This window comes from Grimontia kaedaensis, from assembly GCF_023746615.1.
Lineage (GTDB): Bacteria > Pseudomonadota > Gammaproteobacteria > Enterobacterales > Vibrionaceae > Enterovibrio > Enterovibrio kaedaensis.
On record NZ_CP082276.1, the window covers coordinates 1,363,962 to 1,383,926 of the forward strand.

The 19,965-nt window shown below is 49.0% G+C and carries 11 protein-coding genes; 9 read left to right on the plus strand and 2 right to left on the minus strand.

Translation table 11 applies throughout. The features are described from left to right. The first annotated feature begins 140 nt into the window (after positions 1 to 140). Complete coding sequence (locus K6Q96_RS23100) at positions 141 to 1,235, plus strand: anhydro-N-acetylmuramic acid kinase (RefSeq protein WP_251880511.1); 1,095 nt, start codon at positions 141 to 143, stop codon at positions 1,233 to 1,235. Positions 1,236 to 1,247: 12 nt separating this feature from the next. Here the strand turns inward: K6Q96_RS23100 and K6Q96_RS23105 are convergent, their stop codons facing one another. Continuing rightward, positions 1,248 to 3,818, minus strand: coding sequence for an EAL domain-containing protein (locus K6Q96_RS23105; protein WP_251880513.1), 2,571 nt, complete (start codon positions 3,816 to 3,818; stop codon positions 1,248 to 1,250). A 326-nt stretch (positions 3,819 to 4,144) separates the two neighbouring features. Between K6Q96_RS23105 and K6Q96_RS23110 the strand changes: the two genes are divergently transcribed. The 6 genes from K6Q96_RS23110 to K6Q96_RS23135 all read left to right on the plus strand — a co-directional run bounded on the left by K6Q96_RS23110 (position 4,145) and on the right by K6Q96_RS23135 (position 10,869). Continuing rightward, positions 4,145 to 5,140 (plus strand): sugar-binding transcriptional regulator, encoded by a 996-nt coding sequence (locus K6Q96_RS23110; RefSeq protein ID WP_251880515.1) that lies wholly within the window; start codon positions 4,145 to 4,147, stop codon positions 5,138 to 5,140. 257 nt (positions 5,141 to 5,397) lie between these two features. Further along, positions 5,398 to 6,348, plus strand: a complete 951-nt coding sequence (gene tal, locus K6Q96_RS23115; protein ID WP_251880517.1) for a transaldolase — start codon at positions 5,398 to 5,400, stop codon at positions 6,346 to 6,348. A gap of 109 nt (positions 6,349 to 6,457) precedes the next feature. Next, positions 6,458 to 8,452, plus strand: coding sequence for a transketolase (gene tkt / locus K6Q96_RS23120; RefSeq protein ID WP_251880519.1), 1,995 nt, complete (start codon positions 6,458 to 6,460; stop codon positions 8,450 to 8,452). 225 nt (positions 8,453 to 8,677) lie between these two features. Continuing rightward, positions 8,678 to 9,376 carry a cupin domain-containing protein gene (locus tag K6Q96_RS23125; RefSeq protein ID WP_251880521.1) on the plus strand — a complete coding sequence of 233 codons (699 nt, stop codon included), beginning with the start codon at positions 8,678 to 8,680 and terminating at the stop codon, positions 9,374 to 9,376. Positions 9,377 to 9,435: 59 nt separating this feature from the next. Continuing rightward, the gene (locus K6Q96_RS23130; RefSeq protein ID WP_251880523.1) at positions 9,436 to 10,077 is read left to right on the plus strand and encodes a glutathione S-transferase family protein; all 642 of its coding nucleotides are present in this window, start codon (positions 9,436 to 9,438) and stop codon (positions 10,075 to 10,077) included. 12 nt (positions 10,078 to 10,089) lie between these two features. Then, positions 10,090 to 10,869 (plus strand): MBL fold metallo-hydrolase, encoded by a 780-nt coding sequence (locus tag K6Q96_RS23135; RefSeq protein ID WP_251880525.1) that lies wholly within the window; start codon positions 10,090 to 10,092, stop codon positions 10,867 to 10,869. A gap of 45 nt (positions 10,870 to 10,914) precedes the next feature. Here K6Q96_RS23135 and K6Q96_RS23140 read toward each other — a convergent pair whose 3' ends face one another. Next, positions 10,915 to 11,871, minus strand: coding sequence for a LysR substrate-binding domain-containing protein (locus K6Q96_RS23140; protein WP_251880526.1), 957 nt, complete (start codon positions 11,869 to 11,871; stop codon positions 10,915 to 10,917). Between the two features lie 862 nt (positions 11,872 to 12,733). Between K6Q96_RS23140 and K6Q96_RS23145 the strand changes: the two genes are divergently transcribed. Then, positions 12,734 to 19,087 carry a calcium-binding protein gene (locus K6Q96_RS23145; protein ID WP_251880528.1) on the plus strand — a complete coding sequence of 2,118 codons (6,354 nt, stop codon included), beginning with the start codon at positions 12,734 to 12,736 and terminating at the stop codon, positions 19,085 to 19,087. A 183-nt stretch (positions 19,088 to 19,270) separates the two neighbouring features. Further along, positions 19,271 to 19,945 carry an SDR family NAD(P)-dependent oxidoreductase gene (locus tag K6Q96_RS23150; RefSeq protein WP_251880530.1) on the plus strand — a complete coding sequence of 225 codons (675 nt, stop codon included), beginning with the start codon at positions 19,271 to 19,273 and terminating at the stop codon, positions 19,943 to 19,945. Positions 19,946 to 19,965: the final 20 nt, after the last annotated feature.

A 19,965-nucleotide genomic window follows, 5' to 3' on the forward strand; every position in this document is an offset into this window, starting at 1 on the left:
TGAATTTCATTTTAAGCTGGCAACATATTACGCTGACACGCACACTCTAGAAAGCCTGATACCAAAATTTGGTGCTGGGAATTGCAATCCTATGAGAAACTTAGCAACTGAAGTCTAAAAAGAAGAGAGGCGAACAAATCATGTACATCGGCATAATGTCTGGCACCAGTCTGGACGGTATTGATATGGTCGCCGCCTCTTTTTCAGAACAAAGCGTTACCCTGCATCATCAGGCTGAATATCCATTTCCAGAAACACTGAAAGAGAAGCTGATCGCCTTAAGCCAAGGCGCGCTTGTTACATTGGAAGAAATCGGCACCATCGATCACTTCCTCGGTAAAACATACGCGGAAACTGTGAATCGCTTTTTAGCCGAAAACGACCTAAAAGCACTCGAGATTACCGCCATTGGCTGCCATGGTCAGACCGTCTTCCATAAACCTACTGGACCAATGCCTTTTACCATGCAGCTTGGCGATGCCAACATCATTGCAGCACTGACAGGCATTACAACGGTTGCTGATTTCCGCCGCAAAGACATGGCGCTTGGTGGCCAAGGTGCACCGCTTGTTCCTGCCTTTCATCAATTCCTTTTCGGCACAGATGCCTCTACTAAGGTAGTGCTGAACATTGGTGGCATCGCCAACATTTCAGTACTCGCCCCCAACCAACCTATCGTCGGTTATGACACGGGCCCGGGGAATATGCTGATGGACAGCTGGATAAGTGAACACAAAGGCAAACCCTATGACAAAGACGGCGCGTGGGCATCAATCGGTACAGTCAATCAAGCGCTACTGAACCAGATGCTCAGTGATGAATATTTTGCCCAACCTGCCCCCAAAAGCACTGGTCGTGAGTTGTTCCATCGCGGGTGGTTAGAGGCTCAACTCAAGAATCTCAACCAACCAATTTTCCCTGAAGATGTTCAAGCAACCCTGCTCGCGTTCACCGCGCAATCTGTCGCAAATGACGTTCTTCGCTTTGGGCAAGGTGAGCTTCTGGTATGCGGTGGTGGTGCGCAAAATAAAGCATTAATAGCTGCATTAAAAACTGCTCTGCCCAATTGGCAGGTGATGGCGACAGATAAGAAAGGCGTAAATGGTGATTCGTTAGAAGCGTTAGCCTTTGCCTGGCTGGCACATCAAGCGCTGGAAGGAAAGCCAGGGAACCTGCCGGATGTCACTGGCGCCAGCCGTTCTTGCCGACTGGGCGCTATTTACTATCCCGATTAGAGTCCTTTAACCCTAGCCTGATTGAGTGCCAAAACGGTTCGGACGTTTCAGCGCTACTGGCATCTGATTACTGGTGCGCTTCAAGTAAAGCAGATACTGGCTAAAGCTGAGTGGACGAGAGTAGTGGTAGCCCTGAGCAATATCGACACCATATCGTTTAAGTACAGCGGCCGTTTCCAGATCTTCTACCCCTTCTGCCACCACCATCAAACCAAGTGATTTTGCCATCTCGGTCGTTGCTCGGACGATGTTCTGCTTTCTTGGGCTGTTTGTCAGCGAATTGATAAAGCTACGGTCGATCTTTAGCTCGGTAAACGGCAGTTGTGAAAGGTAAGTCAGCGAAGAATAACCTGTACCGTAGTCGTCAATTGATACTTCAATATCGTATTGAGACAGACGATCAATCACCTGATGCAGCCTTTCATAATCCGACACCATGGTCGATTCTGTCAGCTCTAGCGAAAGTGTGCCCGTGGGAACATGGTATTGCTCCGCAACATCCGCGATTTTGTCCACCAGATTAGGAATCGCGATGTCTGAAGCACTCACGTTTATCGATAATCGACGGCTAAAGCCAAGCTCTATCAGTTTGCTCTGTTGGTAGAAAGCGCGTTTAATTACCCAGAGCGTCAGGTCATTGATTAGGCCGACTTCCTCTGCCAATTTCACAAACACTTCAGGGGAAACCTGTCCGAATTTGGGATGGTCCCAGCGCAGCAAGACTTCAGAGCCATGGATTGAGCCAGTACGAAGATCGATCTGGGGCTGGTGATACAAATCCAGCTCGTCGTTCTCTATCGCCCTTTTCAGATCGGAAACCAAAGACATGTTCATCGTGCGATTGAAGCTGTTAAGTGAGTCATATGCGTTAAAGCGCTTTTCAGCGGTAGATGTTTCCGCCACTGCCTGCATAGACTTCCGCAGCAAGACATCGGTTGCACTGCCATCTTTCGGGAACTCACTGGTGCCAATGGTGCCTTGCGTTCGAATACTCAAATCACTGAGTTCCACATAGTGGTCGACTTCATCGAGTGCGCTTGCCAGCAGAAGCTTGATTTTCTCTTGGTTTGTAGACATCACCACGAAACCAAACAAGCCTTCCTTGATACAGGCAATGCGGTGTTTGCGATGATAGCCAGTTTCAAGCACCTTTACAGCATCACTGTCGAGCGCGACATGCAGGCGTTCACACACCTCACTCAAAAAGAACTGCTTCTGATCCACTGACATGTAAGGTGCCAGCGAATTAAAGCGATCTATCTGGAAGCAGCACAACGTAAATTCGCGGTTTTTTTCAACCAGCTGGTCCACCACGAGCGTCAGGACATTTACATTGGGTGATGATGAAAGCATGTCATGTGTCAGTTGATAAACAGACTCTTCTCGTTGCTGGCGGAATCGTTCAGCAAGAGCCAATGCCATCAGCATTACTGTCATCACATTCCCCATCATGAATGCGTAGCGCGTAGCTAGAGTGTATTCAATATTGCCAGTTACCAACAACGGCGGAAAAACACCCGCAACAACCAGTGGTAACCATGAAACGGTGAACATCAGGCTCCACCTCTGAGCCAATGCCCAGCGGCGCCAGACCATAACTCCAACCAGAGTATAAAAGATAGGCTGAATAGCGATCAGAAAAGCCGCAGCAATATGCTCTGGGATCACCACAGAAATGATCATTAACCCTATAAGTACCATCAAGGCATAGTTCACCACTTGGCGCAGTAAGCTCTGCACCTTATGAACACGAAGGTAAAGATGGGCAAACAATAATGACAGGATAAACAGCGCAAAGGTTAATCCCACGGTGTTATTACTAAAGAAAATCTGAATGGCTGACGGGAATAGATAAATGCCGAAACCGTGGACAGCACCTAGCAATATCACACTGGTAATCACATAGCCTGTATAAACGATATAGACCCGTTCACGCAGTGACACGTACACAGCGAAGGTATATACCGCCATAGCAAGCATGATGGCAGTGAAACCTCCCCACATAGCATGCAGCAGTTGCGTCAGCGTATGATATTCATGCCTATCTAACAGCCAGATAGGCATAGCTGGGAAGCCTTCAGAATAAACATGCAGGTAGATTTCATAGCGCTCGAAGCCATCCATCATAAAGTGAACCGCTGGAGGCATATCACCCACCAAGTAACCACGCTCTTGGCTGTCACCCAACCGCCATCGTTTCACCTCGTGTCCGTCATCGTCAAATTGGTAAATGTTCAATCGATCAATCATGGGTGTATCGAAATAGAGAGAGAAATAAAGGTGTTCAGACTCGAGGTTTTGCACATCGAGCTTTACCCAATAGGATTTACTTGCAAGCTCCCAAGGAATCTCGGCTGGGTTATCAATGTGGCGGAAAATCGCGGACTCGCGGACATAACGGAGAATGTGGCTGTTAGTGCTGTCGACAAAGTAGCTATAGTTAACTTCGACATTTTCGGGGGAAGACGACAGCGTAGGGAAGAGCCCGGCGAATCGGGTGCCAGCCAGCGTACAAAGAATGACGATAAAAAACGTCGCCGCAATCCACAACGTGCGATTAGGGATTAAAGGCTGAAATTTCATTCATTCTCCCGACTAAATTAAGCCTTGAACTGAAGTGAAAAGTTCGGGAAAGCAACAGCATTAGGATTCCTAGTCATATGCCAACCATGACGCAGCTCTTCTTATCATCCGGAGCTGCTGAAAATTCCTACAATGACATGTTTCAATTTAGATACGTATGACTACTTTTTCAAACACCACTAAATGAAAAAACCGAAATATTGCTGACTTTACGGATAGATCACATTCAAATGTGACTTCGAACATATGAATGACTCATGAACATTTGTTCACGCAGTAAAAACTTCGTAGACTCTGAGGCTAATTACCTGCCGCAGGATAGAGTCATGACTACGACACGCACGTTAAGCAGCAACTTCGAAAGCCTGCTTGACGACACCAACCTCCTCACTGAGATTGCTATTCTTTACTACCAACAGAACACGACGCAGGAAGAGATTTCCAAAAAGTTCGGTATTAGCCGTGCTAAAGTCAGCCGTCTACTTCGTCGTGCGCGTGAAGAAGGTATCGTAGAAATTTCCGTTAAGTTCCATCCGGTACACAGTGCCCAACTGGAACAAAGGCTAATGGAAAAGTTCAGTCTAAAACGTGCATTAATCGCGCTAGACCAACCCAGTGTTCAAGAACAGCGCAACCAAGTAGCGACACTGGTTTCTTCCTTTATTGATGGTAACTTGCAAGAAGGTATGGTTGTTGCCGTCGGTCAGGGTCAAAACGTCGCAGCCGTTGCAGACCACCCAGGTATCGTCTCTCATCGAAACGCGCGATTTGTCTGCGCTATCGGCGGCACACACCGCAGTGGCGACATTATCAACGCGGACCATATCTGTCGCCGTCTGGCCAAGAAGTTCGGTGGCAGCAGCGAAACCCTTTATGCACCAGCCTATGTCGATACGCCGCAAATCCGCGATGTATTCCTAAACCACCCCAATATCAACGAAACACTGAATCAAGCACGTAAGGCGGAATTCGCTTTAGTGGGTATTGGTGACATGGATGAAAACAGCCATATGGTCAAACTCGGCTGCTTCTCAGCGCGTGAATTCGTTGAAGCACGTGTGAATGATGGTATTGTCGGTGATATTGGTGGATTTGATTTCTTCAAGCTGGACGGCAGCCGAGCCAACACACTGATGCGTGATCGCGTTGTCGGGCTTGAAATGCGAGACTTGAGACTGATTCCAAATGTCATTGCTATGGCTAGTGAAAGCCGTAAAGCTTTGTCTATTCTCGGTGCATTGAAAACAGGCACAATTGACGTTCTCGCAACCAGTGCAAGTTGTGCCATGGCGCTACTAAATATGGTAGATAATGAAGCTTGATTTTGAAGCGCTCAACGCCCTGATGGTCAATGAACAAACAGGACTCCAACAGATCTTGTGATAAGCAAACGTTTCTATGAGATCCCAGTGAGGTTTATCAAATATGAGCGTTGACTTTGTCGCCCAAAAACACAAATATGACCCAATCATTTGCTCAGGTGCGTTGCATTTGTTCATTCGACTTCTACCCCGATGCATTGAATGATCAACCAAGGCACTTCTGAGCCCCCTATTAGATACAACAAAAGGTTTAAAAGATGAGCACTAAATTGGAACAATTACGCAAGCTCACAACCGTGGTTGCCGACACGGGTGATATCGATGCGATCGCCAAATACCAGCCGCAAGACGCGACAACAAACCCTTCTCTGATCCTGAAAGCTGCTGAAATCCCACAATATGCCCCGCTAATTGAAGAAGCGATTACCTACGCAAAAGCGAAAAGCCAAGACGTTGAACAACAACTGGCTGATGCGGGTGACCGTTTAGCAGTCAACATCGGTAAAGAAATCCTGAAAGTGATCCCTGGCCGCATCTCCACAGAAGTAGATGCGCGCCTTTCTTATGATTTCGAAGGTAGCGTTGCGAAAGCACGCAAGCTGATCAGCATGTACAACGAAGCGGGTATCAGCAACGACCGCATTCTGATCAAACTGGCGTCTACCTGGGAAGGTATCCGTGCCGCAGAAGTGCTGGAAAAAGAAGGCATCAACTGTAACCTGACTCTGTTGTTCTCATTTGCCCAAGCTCGCGCTTGCGCTGAAGCAGGTGTTTACCTGATTTCCCCTTTCGTTGGCCGCATCATGGACTGGTACAAGGCGAAAGAAGGCCGTGATTTCGAAGCAGCAGAAGACCCAGGTGTACTGTCTGTTTCTGGCATCTACAACTACTACAAAGAGCATGGCTATGAAACTGTTGTTATGGGTGCAAGCTTCCGAAACACTGGCGAAATTTTGGAACTGGCAGGCTGTGACCGCCTAACTATCAGCCCTCAACTGTTGCAAGAGCTGTCTGATGCAGAAGGTGAGGTTGTGCGGAAGCTAAACGACGACGTGGAAGTGAAAGAGCGCCCAGCCGCAATGACGCATGCTGAGTTCCTTTGGGAACATAACATGGACGCGATGGCCGTCGAAAAGCTAGCCGAAGGTATCCGCAACTTCGCGGTTGACCAAGGTAAGCTGGAAGTCATGATTCGCGACATGCTGTAATCCAGAAAAACAGAATTACTCAGAGCGGCTATTGCCGCTCTCTTATTTCATATATGATCTGGTTTTAAAACCCGGTCAGATAAGTCTAATTCAACAAGGTAAGCCCAAGATGGAACGTAAAACCCTTGCCAATGCGATCCGTGCCCTCAGCATGGACGGTGTACAACAAGCTAACTCTGGTCACCCAGGTGCCCCAATGGGCATGGCAGATATCGCCGAAGTCCTGTGGCGTGACCACATGAACCACAACCCACAAAACCCTGAGTGGGCAGACCGCGACCGCTTCGTGCTGTCAAACGGTCACGGCTCTATGCTGATCTACTCTTTACTGCACCTGACCGGTTACGAGCTGTCTATCGATGATCTGAAAAACTTCCGTCAACTGCACTCGAAAACCCCAGGCCACCCTGAGTACGGCTACGCGCCAGGCGTCGAGACCACTACGGGCCCGCTGGGTCAGGGGATCACCAATGCTGTCGGTATGGCGATTGCGGAAAGAGCACTGGCTGCTCAGTTCAACCGTGAAGGCCACGACATCGTTGACCACAACACCTATGCGTTCCTGGGTGACGGCTGTCTGATGGAAGGTATCTCTCACGAAGCGTGTTCGCTGGCAGGTACACTGGGTCTGGGCAAACTGATCGCGTTCTGGGATGACAACGGCATCTCTATCGACGGTCACGTTGAAGGTTGGTTCACTGACGACACACCGAAGCGTTTCGAATCTTACGGCTGGCACGTTATCCCTGCCGTTGACGGTCACGACGCCGATGCGATCAATGCAGCGATTGAAGCGGCGAAAGCAGAAACCGATCGTCCTACCCTGATTTGTACCAAAACCATCATCGGTTTCGGTTCACCAAACAAAGCAGGCTCTCACGACTGTCATGGTGCTCCACTGGGCGCAGACGAAATCAAAGCCGCACGTGAGTTCCTGGGTTGGGAACACCCTGCGTTTGAAATCCCAACTGACGTTTACGGTCAGTGGGATGCAAAAGAAGCAGGCGCTGCAAAAGAAGCCGCTTGGAACGAAAAACTGGCTGCGTACGAAACTGCACACCCAGAGCTGGCGGCAGAATTCAAACGCCGTGTAAACGGTGACCTGCCTGCTGAGTGGGAAGCAAAAGCCAACCAAATCATTGCCGACCTGCAAGCGAATCCAGCGAACATTGCGTCACGCAAAGCGTCACACAATGCACTGGAAGCCTTCGGTGCGATGCTGCCTGAATTCATGGGTGGCTCAGCTGACCTGGCGCCTTCCAACCTGACAATGTGGTCTGGCTCAAAAGCCCTGACCGGCCAAGATGCATCTGGCAACTACATCCACTACGGTGTGCGCGAGTTCGGTATGACCGCCATCATTAACGGTATCGCACTGCATGGTGGCTTCGTCCCATACGGTGCGACCTTCCTGATGTTCATGGAATACGCCCGTAACGCGATGCGTATGGCGGCACTGATGAAAGTGCAGAACATCCAGGTTTACACCCATGATTCTATCGGTCTGGGTGAAGACGGTCCAACACACCAGCCGGTTGAGCAAATCGCGTCTCTGCGCCTGACGCCAAACATGAGCACATGGCGTCCATGTGACCAGGTGGAATCTGCGGTAGCGTGGAAACTGGCGATTGAGCGTAAAGACGGCCCAAGCTCGCTGATTTTCTCGCGTCAGAATTTGGCACAGCAAGAGCGTTCAGCGGAGCAAGTGGCAAACATCGCTAAGGGTGGTTACATCCTGAAAGATTGTGCAGGCAAGCCAGAGCTCATCCTGATTGCCACTGGTTCAGAAGTTGAACTGGCCGTCGAAGCAGCAGCACAGCTGACGGCTGAAGGCAAAGCGGTTCGCGTAGTCTCTATCCCATCTACTGACGTGTTCGACAAGCAAGATGCAGCATACCGTGAGGCTGTACTGCCATCAGACGTGACAGCACGTATAGCTATCGAAGCAGGCATCGCTGACTTCTGGTACAAGTACGTGGGCTTTGACGGTCGTATTATTGGTATGCACACCTTCGGTGAATCTGCACCGGCAGGAGAGCTGTTCAAGATGTTTGGTTTCACCACTGCAAATGTGGTCGAAACAGCAAAAGAACTGCTGGTGTAAGCACCCAATCAATACTGAAAACCCGCCAACTGGCGGGTTTTTTACTGTCTATTTCTCTTATGAATGCTCAATAGTCAACTGAAATTATCAAGTACTTTCATACTGATACATTGATTTAGTTTCCACTAAACAAACAAAACTTTCCCACCCTACAAATTTTTGTGCCTCGTCCCTTTCGTATCGCCTCCTTAGACTGACAAAAAATCACGAACAAGGAGTGACAGCATGACAACGGACACAAAAACAGCCAGTCAGGAATACATTGAATGGAATGTTGACCTCTCGGCTCCAATCTCAATAAAAGGCGGTTCACTACCTTTCTCAGATACCCCTATGGTCGGCGTAAAACGCATGATGTTTGAACGTCGTGGTGATGAAATCGCCCGACGCGCTACCTCTTGTGTCCGCTATGCACCAGGAAGCTCGTTCAAACCACACAGTCACCCAGGCGGAGAAGAATACATCGTACTGGAAGGAACATTCTCTGATCAAAATGGTGACTTCACTAAAGGTTGGTACGTGCGCAATCCGGTTGGTTCAACTCACGCCCCTTTTACCAAGGAAGGTTGTGAGATCTTCGTGAAACTTTCTCAAGTGCCTTCGACCGAACCGGACTACTTCTATCTCAACACTAACGAAGCTGATTGGACATCAGTGTCTGAGCTCCACAAAACGCTGCCGCTTTGGAATTCGGATCTGGAAGAAACCTCGTTAAATCAGCTAAAAGCGGGTTATCAATCCACAGAAGAAACCTTCGACAGGGTCGTTGAATACTTTGTTCTCTCTGGTAGTGCAACCATCAATGGTACTCAGTATGAACATCACTCTTGGATGCGCATCCCCGCTAACACGCCTGTCACGATCGCTACCAATAGCGGCGCGGTAATTTACAGAAAAATTGGTGCGGGCGAAGTACGCGTTTAACCCTTCTGCACAACATATTCATAAAAAACAACAGCCGGAAAACCGGATAAGGAAAAGTCATGTCTTCGGAAAGCAAAATCGCGTTATACGAAACTACGGGTTTCCCGAACCCTGCACGCATTCGAGCAGCGTTGGCTGAAAAAGGATCTTTGAATCAGGTAGAGTTTATCGAGGTTGACGTTATGAACCTTGAACACCGAACCGAAGCGTTTTACGCCATAAACCCTTTGGGAACAGTACCTGTACTTCGTACGCTGGAAGGTGAGTATCTTTCAGAGTCTACCGCTATTACCGAGTACATTGATGCTTTGTTTGATGGGCCATCTCTCACAGGTACAACCCCACTTGAGCGCGGCATGATTCACATGATGCAGCGCCGTGCGGAGTCCATGGTAATGGATGCTGTGGCTGCCTACTTCCACCATGCTACAGCAGGTCTTGGTCCAGCAATCGAAACTTATCAGTGCAGTGAATGGGGCAATCATCAAAAGCAACGTGCACTAGCCGGTTTTTCTTACTTCAATCAACACCTAGAGCACAACTTGTACGTAGCTGCAGATAACTTCTCGATGGCTGATATCACGTTATTCTACGGTCTAGCATTTGCAGAATTTGCTGGCATCGACATTCCGGCGGAGCTCACCAACCTGATTGGTTGGAGACAAACTATGTCGGAGCGGCCTTGTTTTTCTGCGAGCTAAAGGAGGTATGCCATGAAAGTGCAGCCTTTCTTTCATGCTGAGACCGGTTCATTGACATACGTGGTATCCGACAGTGGCCTAGCTCTTATCATTGACCCTGTTCTCGATTATAAAAATGGTGATATCTCTCACTCGCACATCGATCATGTTCTCGATTACATCAAGCACAAAGGTCTTGAGTTACGATTCGTCCTGGATACCCATATCCATGCAGATCACCTCTCGGCATCCCATTATGTAAAGCTGGCTACCGGCGCAAAAATGGTTGTCAGTCAAAGAATCAGAGAGGTGTTTCAGCAATGGAAAAAGAAGTTGGGCTTGGAGAATCTGGCAACGTTTGATTTTCTCGTTAGCGGTAAATCAAAGATACATTTTGGTTCAAAGATCATTGAAGTCATAGAGACGCCAGGCCATACACCAGCATGCGTTACCTATAAAATCGATGACAACATCTTCGTTGGAGATACGCTATTTGCGCCAGACAAAGGAACCTCTAGGGCGGATTTCCCCGGTGGTAGTGCAGAGGCTCTCTATAACTCCATCCAAAAGTTATACGAGCTACCAAATAACACCAATGTCTATTTGTGCCACGACTATCCACCCATCGGCTCGGCACCTACAACGTGCGTAAAAATAGACTGGCAGAAACGCAGAAACATCATGTTGAACCAGAACACATCCATATATGAATATGTTTTTGCACGAAGTCAGAGAGACGCATCGCTGAAAGAGCCCAAGCTACTGAACGTCGCAGTGCCATATAACTTGACTTTCAAGCTCCCCGAGAAGTAAAGCAAAAAAAGGGACCGGTTATGCCGGCCCCTTTTCCTACCTCTGTCAATTAGCCGTTGATATCAACCATTCCTTAAATGGCCTGAATTTGCTGTCTCCCTCTTCATTGTTTTTCCATACGAGGAAGTAACAAAAACGAGAGCGAAACTGATACAACTCACGATTAAAAGGGCAAATCAATTCACCTGACTTCAGTTCATTTTCTATCAATCGACTTCTGCCCAGCGCCAAACCATTACCTCGTCTAGCCAGTTCAATCACACTCGCAAAGTCGTTAATTTTAAGCCCTTGGAGCTTCTTCGGCATGGATGCCCCAACACGATCAGACCATTCCTGCCAAGAAGGATAGCCACTGCTAGCCGGAACCGAATAATCATGTAAAAGAGGTATACCCTCAAATTCATCAGGTGGAGATTGCTCCAGTCCATATTTTTTGGCAAATTCCGGCGTACACACTGGGAAGATATCTTCGAACATTAAGAGCTGGGCACATAATCCCTCCCACTGTCCCAACCCGTATCGAACACCGATATCGATTCCTCTCTCTGAGTAGTCAACAAGCGCAACATCGGTTTCTACCTCAATATCGCATTCTTCATTATCCAGTTGGAAGGCATTAATCCTTGTAAGAAGCCATTTTGAGGCGATAGAAGGGCTAGCAGAAACCGTAATAGTATTTTCTTCAGGCTCATCAAAAAGGTGATTCAAACCGCGTGTTATTAAGTCAAATCCACGGTGAATGTCTGGAAACGCGCGCAACGCTTCTTCGGTCAGTGTTAACCTAGTCGAACCGGACGTCGCACGATTAAAAAGCCGTATATCGAGCCAGTCTTCTAATTGTCTGACTTGCTGTCCCACCGCAGCGGGTGTGACATTTAATTCCTGTGCTGCACCAGCGAAGCTGTGGTGCCTTGCTGCAGCTTCAAACGCTCTTATGCCATTAAGATAGGCTATTCGATTCACCTTACCTTTGTAGAACCTCTTTCTCGATGCATCCATCATCCAACCTCAATTGTTCCCACATTATTCCGTACATCCAACACTTGCCAGAGAGCCTTCATCAATCCACACATGAACGTATGTCGAGTTAGGCATTATAATATTCTGATTATTTGAATATGTTATTCATATTGATTAATAATATATAGCTCGACCATCAAGAACCTTACACCCTTTAAATCAAATAAGAGATAATTATCGTAATTGAAACAGTACTAGCACCAAGTTTTCATACAAATATAATCATTCAAAATGTGTAACATTTCATATCCTCAACCAATCTTGACGGATCGAGTAGTTTTCAAGTATTGGCCAGAGAGATTTAAATCTCATACTGAAATGAATTACAAAGCGTTATGGACGCTTGATAGGCTATTAAACTATCGAATTACATATATTCGATAAATTTGACTAAACAGTACACCATAGTCTGTGGGCTAAACTATATAACCATTTAGTCAAAACACAATCACGGATTTTTCATGCTTAATTAGTAAAAACAGATATAATAGCTTTTTCAGTTTTCACTAAAATATTTTTTACGAATATCTCTTAGACCTTTATTGATAGAAAAATAACGTAATTATCCAATTATTATCAATGGTTTAATTATTTACAAAATAAAGTAGACATTTATTGCATTATAATCTAAGCAAAAATATGCATCTCCACACTCCACATAAACTAGTACTTTTCTAGTCCTAATTTAAATTTCAATTAATCACCACCAAAAGAATGTCTCATATACGAGACAATAATCCCTTCACTAGTCATCAAATGTTGTATATCAATTACCAATTAAACATCAATGACGATGAAATTTGCAAACCAAAAACTATACACATGGATCGATTTGGAGATCGAAATGACCAAGATCATCAAAGGAACTGAAGGTAACGACACAATAATTGGAACAGACGAAGATGAAATCATTTATGGATACGGTGGAAATGATTTCATTCAAGGCTGGGACGGCACTGACTTTATCTACGGCGGCGATGGCGACGACATAGTTATTGGTGGTGATGGCACAGACGAAGTGCATGGAGATGCAGGTGATGACTGGGTTCGCGGTGGTCTGTTAGATGACTACCTCTATGGCGGTTCTGGAGATGACAGGGTCGAAGGCTTCCATGGAGATGACAACCTCTATGGTGGAACAGGAAACGACAGACTTTTCGGCGGTGAGGGTAATGACAACCTTTATGGCGATGAAGGCGACGACCAGATACGCGCTGGTCAGGGCGCGGACATCGCGCATGGTGGCGATGGAAACGACGTCATTTTTGGGGACGAAGGCAACGACATCTTAAATGGTGACGGAGGCAATGATGTTCTGTGGGGAGAGGAAGGCAATGATATCCAAAACGGTGGTCTTGGCAATGACTCCCTGTTTGGGGGCATAGGCAATGACACACTCAATGGGGAATCAGGTAATGATGTTCTTCATGGTCAGGATGGCAACGACATCTTAAAAGGCGAAGATGGTGACGATACACTTCACGGCGGCAACGGTAACGACAGCATTTATGGTGGAGTAGGTAGCGATTACCTTCATGGAGATTCTGGCGCAGACCACTTAGAAGGTGGCGAAGGAGATGACCATTTAGATGGCGGTAGCGAAAATGACGTACTCCATGGTCAAGATGGTAACGACACACTCACTGGTGGGACAGGTAACGATATTCTGACTGGTGGAGCGGGTAACGATGAACTCCGTGGTGGCGATGATAACGACAGACTCTATGGCCAAGACGGAAATGACAAAATATTTGGCGATGGTGGTAACGACTATATAGAGGCAGGCGCAGGCAACGATACCGTTGACGGCGGTGACAGTAATGACGAGATTTACGGCGAAAGTGGCGATGACAAGATCCATGCAGGCGCAGGAACTGACTATGCCCACGGCGGCAATGGCAACGATAAAGTTGATGGCGGCGATGGTGACGATGTTGTTGATGGCGGCGCAGGCAACGACCATGTATTAGGCGGCAATGGTGACGACCGTGTTTATGCCGGCACAGGTTGGGATCATCTATGGGGCGGCGAAGGTAACGATAAGCTCTACGCTGGTGATGACAGCATAGGCGACGCCCTGTTTGGTGAGAATGGTGACGACGAGCTCTATGGTAATAAAGGAAACGACTACATCGTTTCGGGCGCCGGAAATGACAAAGCCTATGGCGGCGCGGGTGATGACGTTCTTTATGGCCAGGATGGTGACGACCTTATCGAAGCAGGAGAAGGCAACGACTACGTCGAAGCGGGCAACGGTAACGACGTTGTCAAGGGCGATACAGGCAATGACACCATTTATGGCCAGGGTGGCATCGATAATATCGATGCAGGTGCAGGGAATGACTATGCCAACGGTGGCAATGACAAAGATAGGGTTGATGGCGGCGATGGTGACGATGTTGTTGATGGTGGCGCAGGCAACGACCATGTATTAGGCGGCAATGGTGACGACCGAGTTTATGCCGGTACAGGTTGGGATCACTTATGGGGCGGAGAAGGTAACGACAAACTCTACGCTGGTGATGACAGCATAGGCGACGCCCTGTTTGGCGAGAATGGCGACGACGAGCTCTATGGTAATAAAGGAAACGACTACATCGTTTCCGGCGCCGGAAATGACAAAGCCTATGGCGGCGCGGGTGATGACGTTCTTTATGGCCAAGATGGTGACGACCTTATCGAAGCAGGAGAAGGCAACGACTACGTCGAAGCGGGCAACGGTAACGACGTTGTCAAGGGCGATACAGGCAATGACACCATTCATGGCCAGGGTGGCATCGATAACATCGATGCAGGTGCAGGGAATGACTATGCCAACGGTGGCAATGACAAAGATAGGATTGATGGCGGCGATGGTGACGATGTTGTTGATGGTGGCGCAGGCAACGACCATGTATTAGGCGGCAATGGTGACGACCGAGTTTATGCCGGTACAGGTTGGGATCACTTATGGGGCGGAGAAGGTAACGACAAACTCTACGCTGGTGATGACAGCATAGGCGACGCCCTGTTTGGCGAGAATGGCGACGACGAACTCTATGGCAATAAAGGAAACGACTACATCGTTTCGGGCGCCGGAAATGACAAAGCCTATGGCGGCGCGGGTGATGACGTCCTTTATGGCCAGGATGGTGACGACCTTATTGAAGCAGGAGATGGCAACGACTACGTCGAAGCGGGCAACGGTAACGACGTTGTCAAGGGCGATGCAGGCAACGACACTATTTATGGCCAGGATGGCAATGACACTATCTATGCCGGTGCAGGCAATGATGGTGTAGACGGTGGTAACCACAATGACGTGATCTATGGCCAGGACGGTGATGATGGTCTGTCCGGTGGTTCGGGCGACGACTACGTCAACGGCGGAAACCACAACGACCGCGTCTACGGCAATGACGGAAACGACCATCTTGTCGGCGAAAACGGTCATGACCTGCTGGTTGGCGGCCACGGCAACGACAAGCTCGAAGGCGGCAACGATAACGATAAGCTCTACGGCGAATGGGGGGATGACGCCCTGTACGGCGGTGCCGGTAACGATGAGCTTTATGGCCAGGATGGCCACGACTATATCTTGGGTCAGGACGGTGACGATCTTATCAAGGGTGGCACCGGTAACGATACCATTGGTGGTGACAACGGGAATGACACCATTTATGGCGAAGACGGCCACGACCGCATCTGGGGTGGCACCGGCAATGACACCATAGATGGCGGTAACCATAACGACACCATTTACGGCGAAGATGGCAATGACAAAATCTATGCCGGCGCAGGCAATGACGGTGTTGACGGTGGTAACCACAATGACGTGATCTATGGCCAGGACGGTGATGATGGTCTGTCCGGTGGTTCGGGCGACGACTACGTCAACGGCGGAAACCACAACGACCGCGTCTACGGCAATGACGGAAACGACCATCTTGTCGGCGAAAACGGTCATGACCTGCTGGTTGGCGGCCACGGCAACGACAAGCTCGAAGGCGGCAACGATAACGATAAGCTCTACGGCGAATGGGGAGATGACGCCCTGTACGGCGGTGCCGGTAACGATGAGCTTTATGGCCAGGATGGCCACGACTATATCCTGGGTCAGGACGGTGACGATCTCATCAAGGGTGGCACCGGTAACGATACCATTGGTGGTGACAACGGGAATGACACCATTTATGGCGAAGACGGCCACGACCGCATCTGGGGTGGCACCGGCAATGACACCATAGATGGCGGTAACCATAACGACACCATTTACGGCGAAGATGGCAATGACACAATCTATGCCGGCGCAGGCAATGACGGTGTTGACGGTGGTAACCACAATGACGTGATCTATGGCCAGGACGGTGATGATGGTCTGTCCGGTGGTTCGGGCGACGACTACGTCAACGGCGGAAACCACAATGACCGCGTCTACGGCAATGACGGAAACGACCATCTTGTCGGCGAAAACGGTCATGACCTGCTGGTTGGCGGCCATGGCAACGACAAGCTCGAAGGCGGCAACGATAACGATAAGCTCTACGGCGAATGGGGGGATGACGCCCTGTACGGCGGTGCCGGTAACGATGAGCTTTATGGCCAGGATGGCCACGACTATATCCTGGGTCAGGACGGTGACGATCTCATCAAGGGTGGCACCGGTAACGATACCATTGGTGGTGACAACGGGAATGACACCATTTATGGCGAAGACGGCCACGACCGCATCTGGGGTGGCACCGGCAATGACACCATAGATGGCGGTAACCATAACGACACCATTTACGGCGAAGATGGCAATGACACTATCTATGCCGGCACAGGCAATGACGGTGTTGACGGTGGTAACCACAATGACGTGATCTATGGCCAGGACGGTGATGATGGTCTGTCCGGTGGATGGGGCGACGACTACGTCAACGGCGGAAACCACAACGACCGCGTCTACGGCAATGACGGAAACGACCATCTTGTCGGCGAAAACGGTCATGACCTGCTGGTTGGCGGCCATGGCAACGACAAGCTCGAAGGCGGCAACGATAACGATAAGCTCTACGGCGAATGGGGGGATGATGCCCTGTACGGTGGTGCCGGTAACGATGAGCTTTATGGCCAGGATGGCCACGACTATATCCTGGGTCAGGACGGTGACGATCTCATCAAGGGTGGCACCGGTAACGATACCATTGGTGGTGACAACGGGAATGACACCATTTATGGCGAAGACGGCCACGACCGCATCTGGGGTGGCACCGGCAATGACACCATAGATGGCGGTAACCATAACGACACCATTTACGGCGAAGATGGCAATGACACAATCTATGCCGGCGCAGGCAATGACGGTGTTGACGGTGGTAACCACAATGACGTGATCTATGGCCAGGACGGTGATGATGGTCTGTCCGGTGGATGGGGCGACGACTACGTCAACGGCGGAAACCACAATGACCACGTCTACGGCAATGACGGAAACGACCATCTTGTCGGCGAAAACGGTCATGACCTGCTGGTTGGCGGCCACGGCAATGACACCCTCGACGGCGGTAATGACAACGATAAGCTCTACGGCGAATGGGGGGATGACCGCTTAATCGGAGGTGAAGGTGACGATATTCTCCATGGTCAGGACGGTAATGACCGCCTCGAAGGCGATAACGGCAACGATGCGCTATACGGGGGTAATCATAACGATGTCCTGATTGGTGGCCACGGTAACGACTACCTCGAAGGTGGAAATGATTGGGACCACCTCTATGGAGAATGGGGTAATGACCGCCTAGTTGGTGGAGAAGGCGACGATGTTCTCCACGGCCAAGACGGTAACGACCGCCTTGAAGGCGATAACGGCAACGATGCGCTTTACGGGGGCAATCATAACGATGTCCTGATTGGCGGCCATGGAAATGACCACCTCGATGGTGGGAACGAAGACGACAAACTCTATGGCCAGTGGGGTAATGACCGTCTAGAAGGTGGTAACGGTAATGACGGCCTTTGGGGTGAAGACGGCAATGATGTTCTGGTCGGCGGCCATGGTAACGACCACCTCAATGGCGGTAACGGCAACGATGAACTGCATGGCCAATGGGGACATGATGACATACACGGCCTCGCCGGTAACGACAGACTCTATGGTGGCACAGGCAACGATACCCTTCGCGGAGGAGATGGTGCTGATTACATTGAAGGTGGTGAAGATAACGACACACTTACCGGTGGAAACGGCGGTGATACCATCTTTGGCCAGGGGGGAGATGACCACATTGAGGGTGGTTTCGGAAACGATACCCTATCAGGTGGCATCGGTAACGATGTTATTTATGGCCAAGGAAATGAAGATAATATCTACGGTGGTGATGGTAACGATGTCCTTAGCGGCGGTAACGAGAAAGATATTCTTGATGGTGGCAGAGGCAGCGACTGGCTATATGGTGGAAACGATAACGACAAAATTTGGGGTGGCGACGGAGGAGACCACCTTTGGGGCGAATCGGGTATTGATTATCTATATGGCGGCTTTGGCAATGATTTCATTGATGGCGGTGATGGTGATGACCATCTGCATGGTGAAGGAAATGAAGATACTATCTATGGCGGTGCAGGCCGCGACACAATATGGGGGGGCAATGAAAAAGACGAACTTCATGGTGGTGACGGAATAGATAAGATCTTTGGAGGGAAAGATAATGACCTGATCCATGGTAACGAGGGTGATGACGAGCTCTGGGGAGAAGATGGTTCAGACCTCATTATAGGCGATGGTGGTTTCGACAGAATATGGGGCGGAGATAACGACGACTCACTCTATGGAGAAGGCAGCGGAGACACTATTTGGGGTGGTAATGGAAACGACTATGTTAATGGCGGTAATGATATCGATGCTTTATATGGCGAAAAAGGCAACGATACGGTCGTCGGTGGCACGGGGAACGATTTCATCTCTGGTGGCAGTGGATACGATATTTTGTGGGGTGGAAAGCATGCGGATCTCTTCTATTTCGACTACTGGTCAGAGCATGACGTCATCAAAGACTTCAACATCATGCAAGGTGACAAGATTCAGATCAATGACACCTTGGCGATCAATTTCAACCAGATTTCTTACTGGCAAAACGGGTCAAATGTTGAGCTTCATGTAAACAGCAATGTCCGAATTACATTAGACAACATGTCAACGTCGGACATAAATAGCGACATTTTCTATTTCAGCTAACACTGATGCCCCCTTAACGGGCTATCGATAAATATTGCACTTAAACATTTTGCGGCTCACTTAGTGAGCCGCACTTTTGTTTCACCCAAGAAAACCTATGCCAACGCTCAACCAATCCTGCCTCGCTCTGCTATGCCAGTAAGTTAGTATCGAGAAGTATCAGGTGAGTTGAAGGAGGTTGTAATGCGCAAAGTAAAAGGAATGCCCTTGGCCGTGATTGCGGGTTACGGTGAGGGACTGGGTGAAGCCATCAAACAAACCTTTGAAAATGACGGTTACCAAGTTGTCACTATCAGTCGCTCGGGTGGAATGATCCTCGCCGACACGACAGATGCGAATGAAGTAAATCGCGCGTTCGCACAAATCAGTGTTCTTCATGGCACTCCTGCTGTTGTGATTTGTAATACAGCAATGCTTACCATTGAGCGCTTTCTCTCGACCACTTCAAAGCGGTTTGAAGAAACCTGGCGCACGTCAGTAATGAGTGTTTTCAATATTGCTCAGGCCACCATACCAATGATGATTAAACAAGGCGGCGGCACGTTTTTGGTAACTGGGGCGACAGCAGGCATTAAGGGAAGTAAAAATTTTAGTGCGTTTTCTTCTGCTAAATTTGCTTTACGTGGACTTACTCAATCCCTTGCCAGAGAATTCCAGCCGCAACGCATTCATGTCTCGCATATTGTTGTTGATGGCATCCTTTGGTCTTCAAAAAGTCAGGAACGTTTTCCTAGCCTGCGTCAAGAGACTGCCATAGAGCCCAACGATGCTGCCAAAGTCTACCTTAGCCTGGCTAAGCAGCCTGCCAGCGCCTGGACCCAGGAAATAGATATTCGCCCTTACAGCGAAGTCTTTTAACAAAGAGGCGTGATAATGAA

Coding starts and splice junctions, on each gene's coding strand:
- K6Q96_RS23100 (WP_251880511.1), top strand. CDS start 141: ATGTACATCGGCATAATGTCTGGCACCAGTCTGGACGGTATTGATATG.
- K6Q96_RS23105 (WP_251880513.1), bottom strand. CDS start 3,818: ATGAAATTTCAGCCTTTAATCCCTAATCGCACGTTGTGGATTGCGGCG.
- K6Q96_RS23110 (WP_251880515.1), top strand. CDS start 4,145: ATGACTACGACACGCACGTTAAGCAGCAACTTCGAAAGCCTGCTTGAC.
- tal (WP_251880517.1), top strand. CDS start 5,398: ATGAGCACTAAATTGGAACAATTACGCAAGCTCACAACCGTGGTTGCC.
- tkt (WP_251880519.1), top strand. CDS start 6,458: ATGGAACGTAAAACCCTTGCCAATGCGATCCGTGCCCTCAGCATGGAC.
- K6Q96_RS23125 (WP_251880521.1), top strand. CDS start 8,678: ATGACAACGGACACAAAAACAGCCAGTCAGGAATACATTGAATGGAAT.
- K6Q96_RS23130 (WP_251880523.1), top strand. CDS start 9,436: ATGTCTTCGGAAAGCAAAATCGCGTTATACGAAACTACGGGTTTCCCG.
- K6Q96_RS23135 (WP_251880525.1), top strand. CDS start 10,090: ATGAAAGTGCAGCCTTTCTTTCATGCTGAGACCGGTTCATTGACATAC.
- K6Q96_RS23140 (WP_251880526.1), bottom strand. CDS start 11,871: ATGATGGATGCATCGAGAAAGAGGTTCTACAAAGGTAAGGTGAATCGA.
- K6Q96_RS23145 (WP_251880528.1), top strand. CDS start 12,734: ATGACCAAGATCATCAAAGGAACTGAAGGTAACGACACAATAATTGGA.
- K6Q96_RS23150 (WP_251880530.1), top strand. CDS start 19,271: ATGCGCAAAGTAAAAGGAATGCCCTTGGCCGTGATTGCGGGTTACGGT.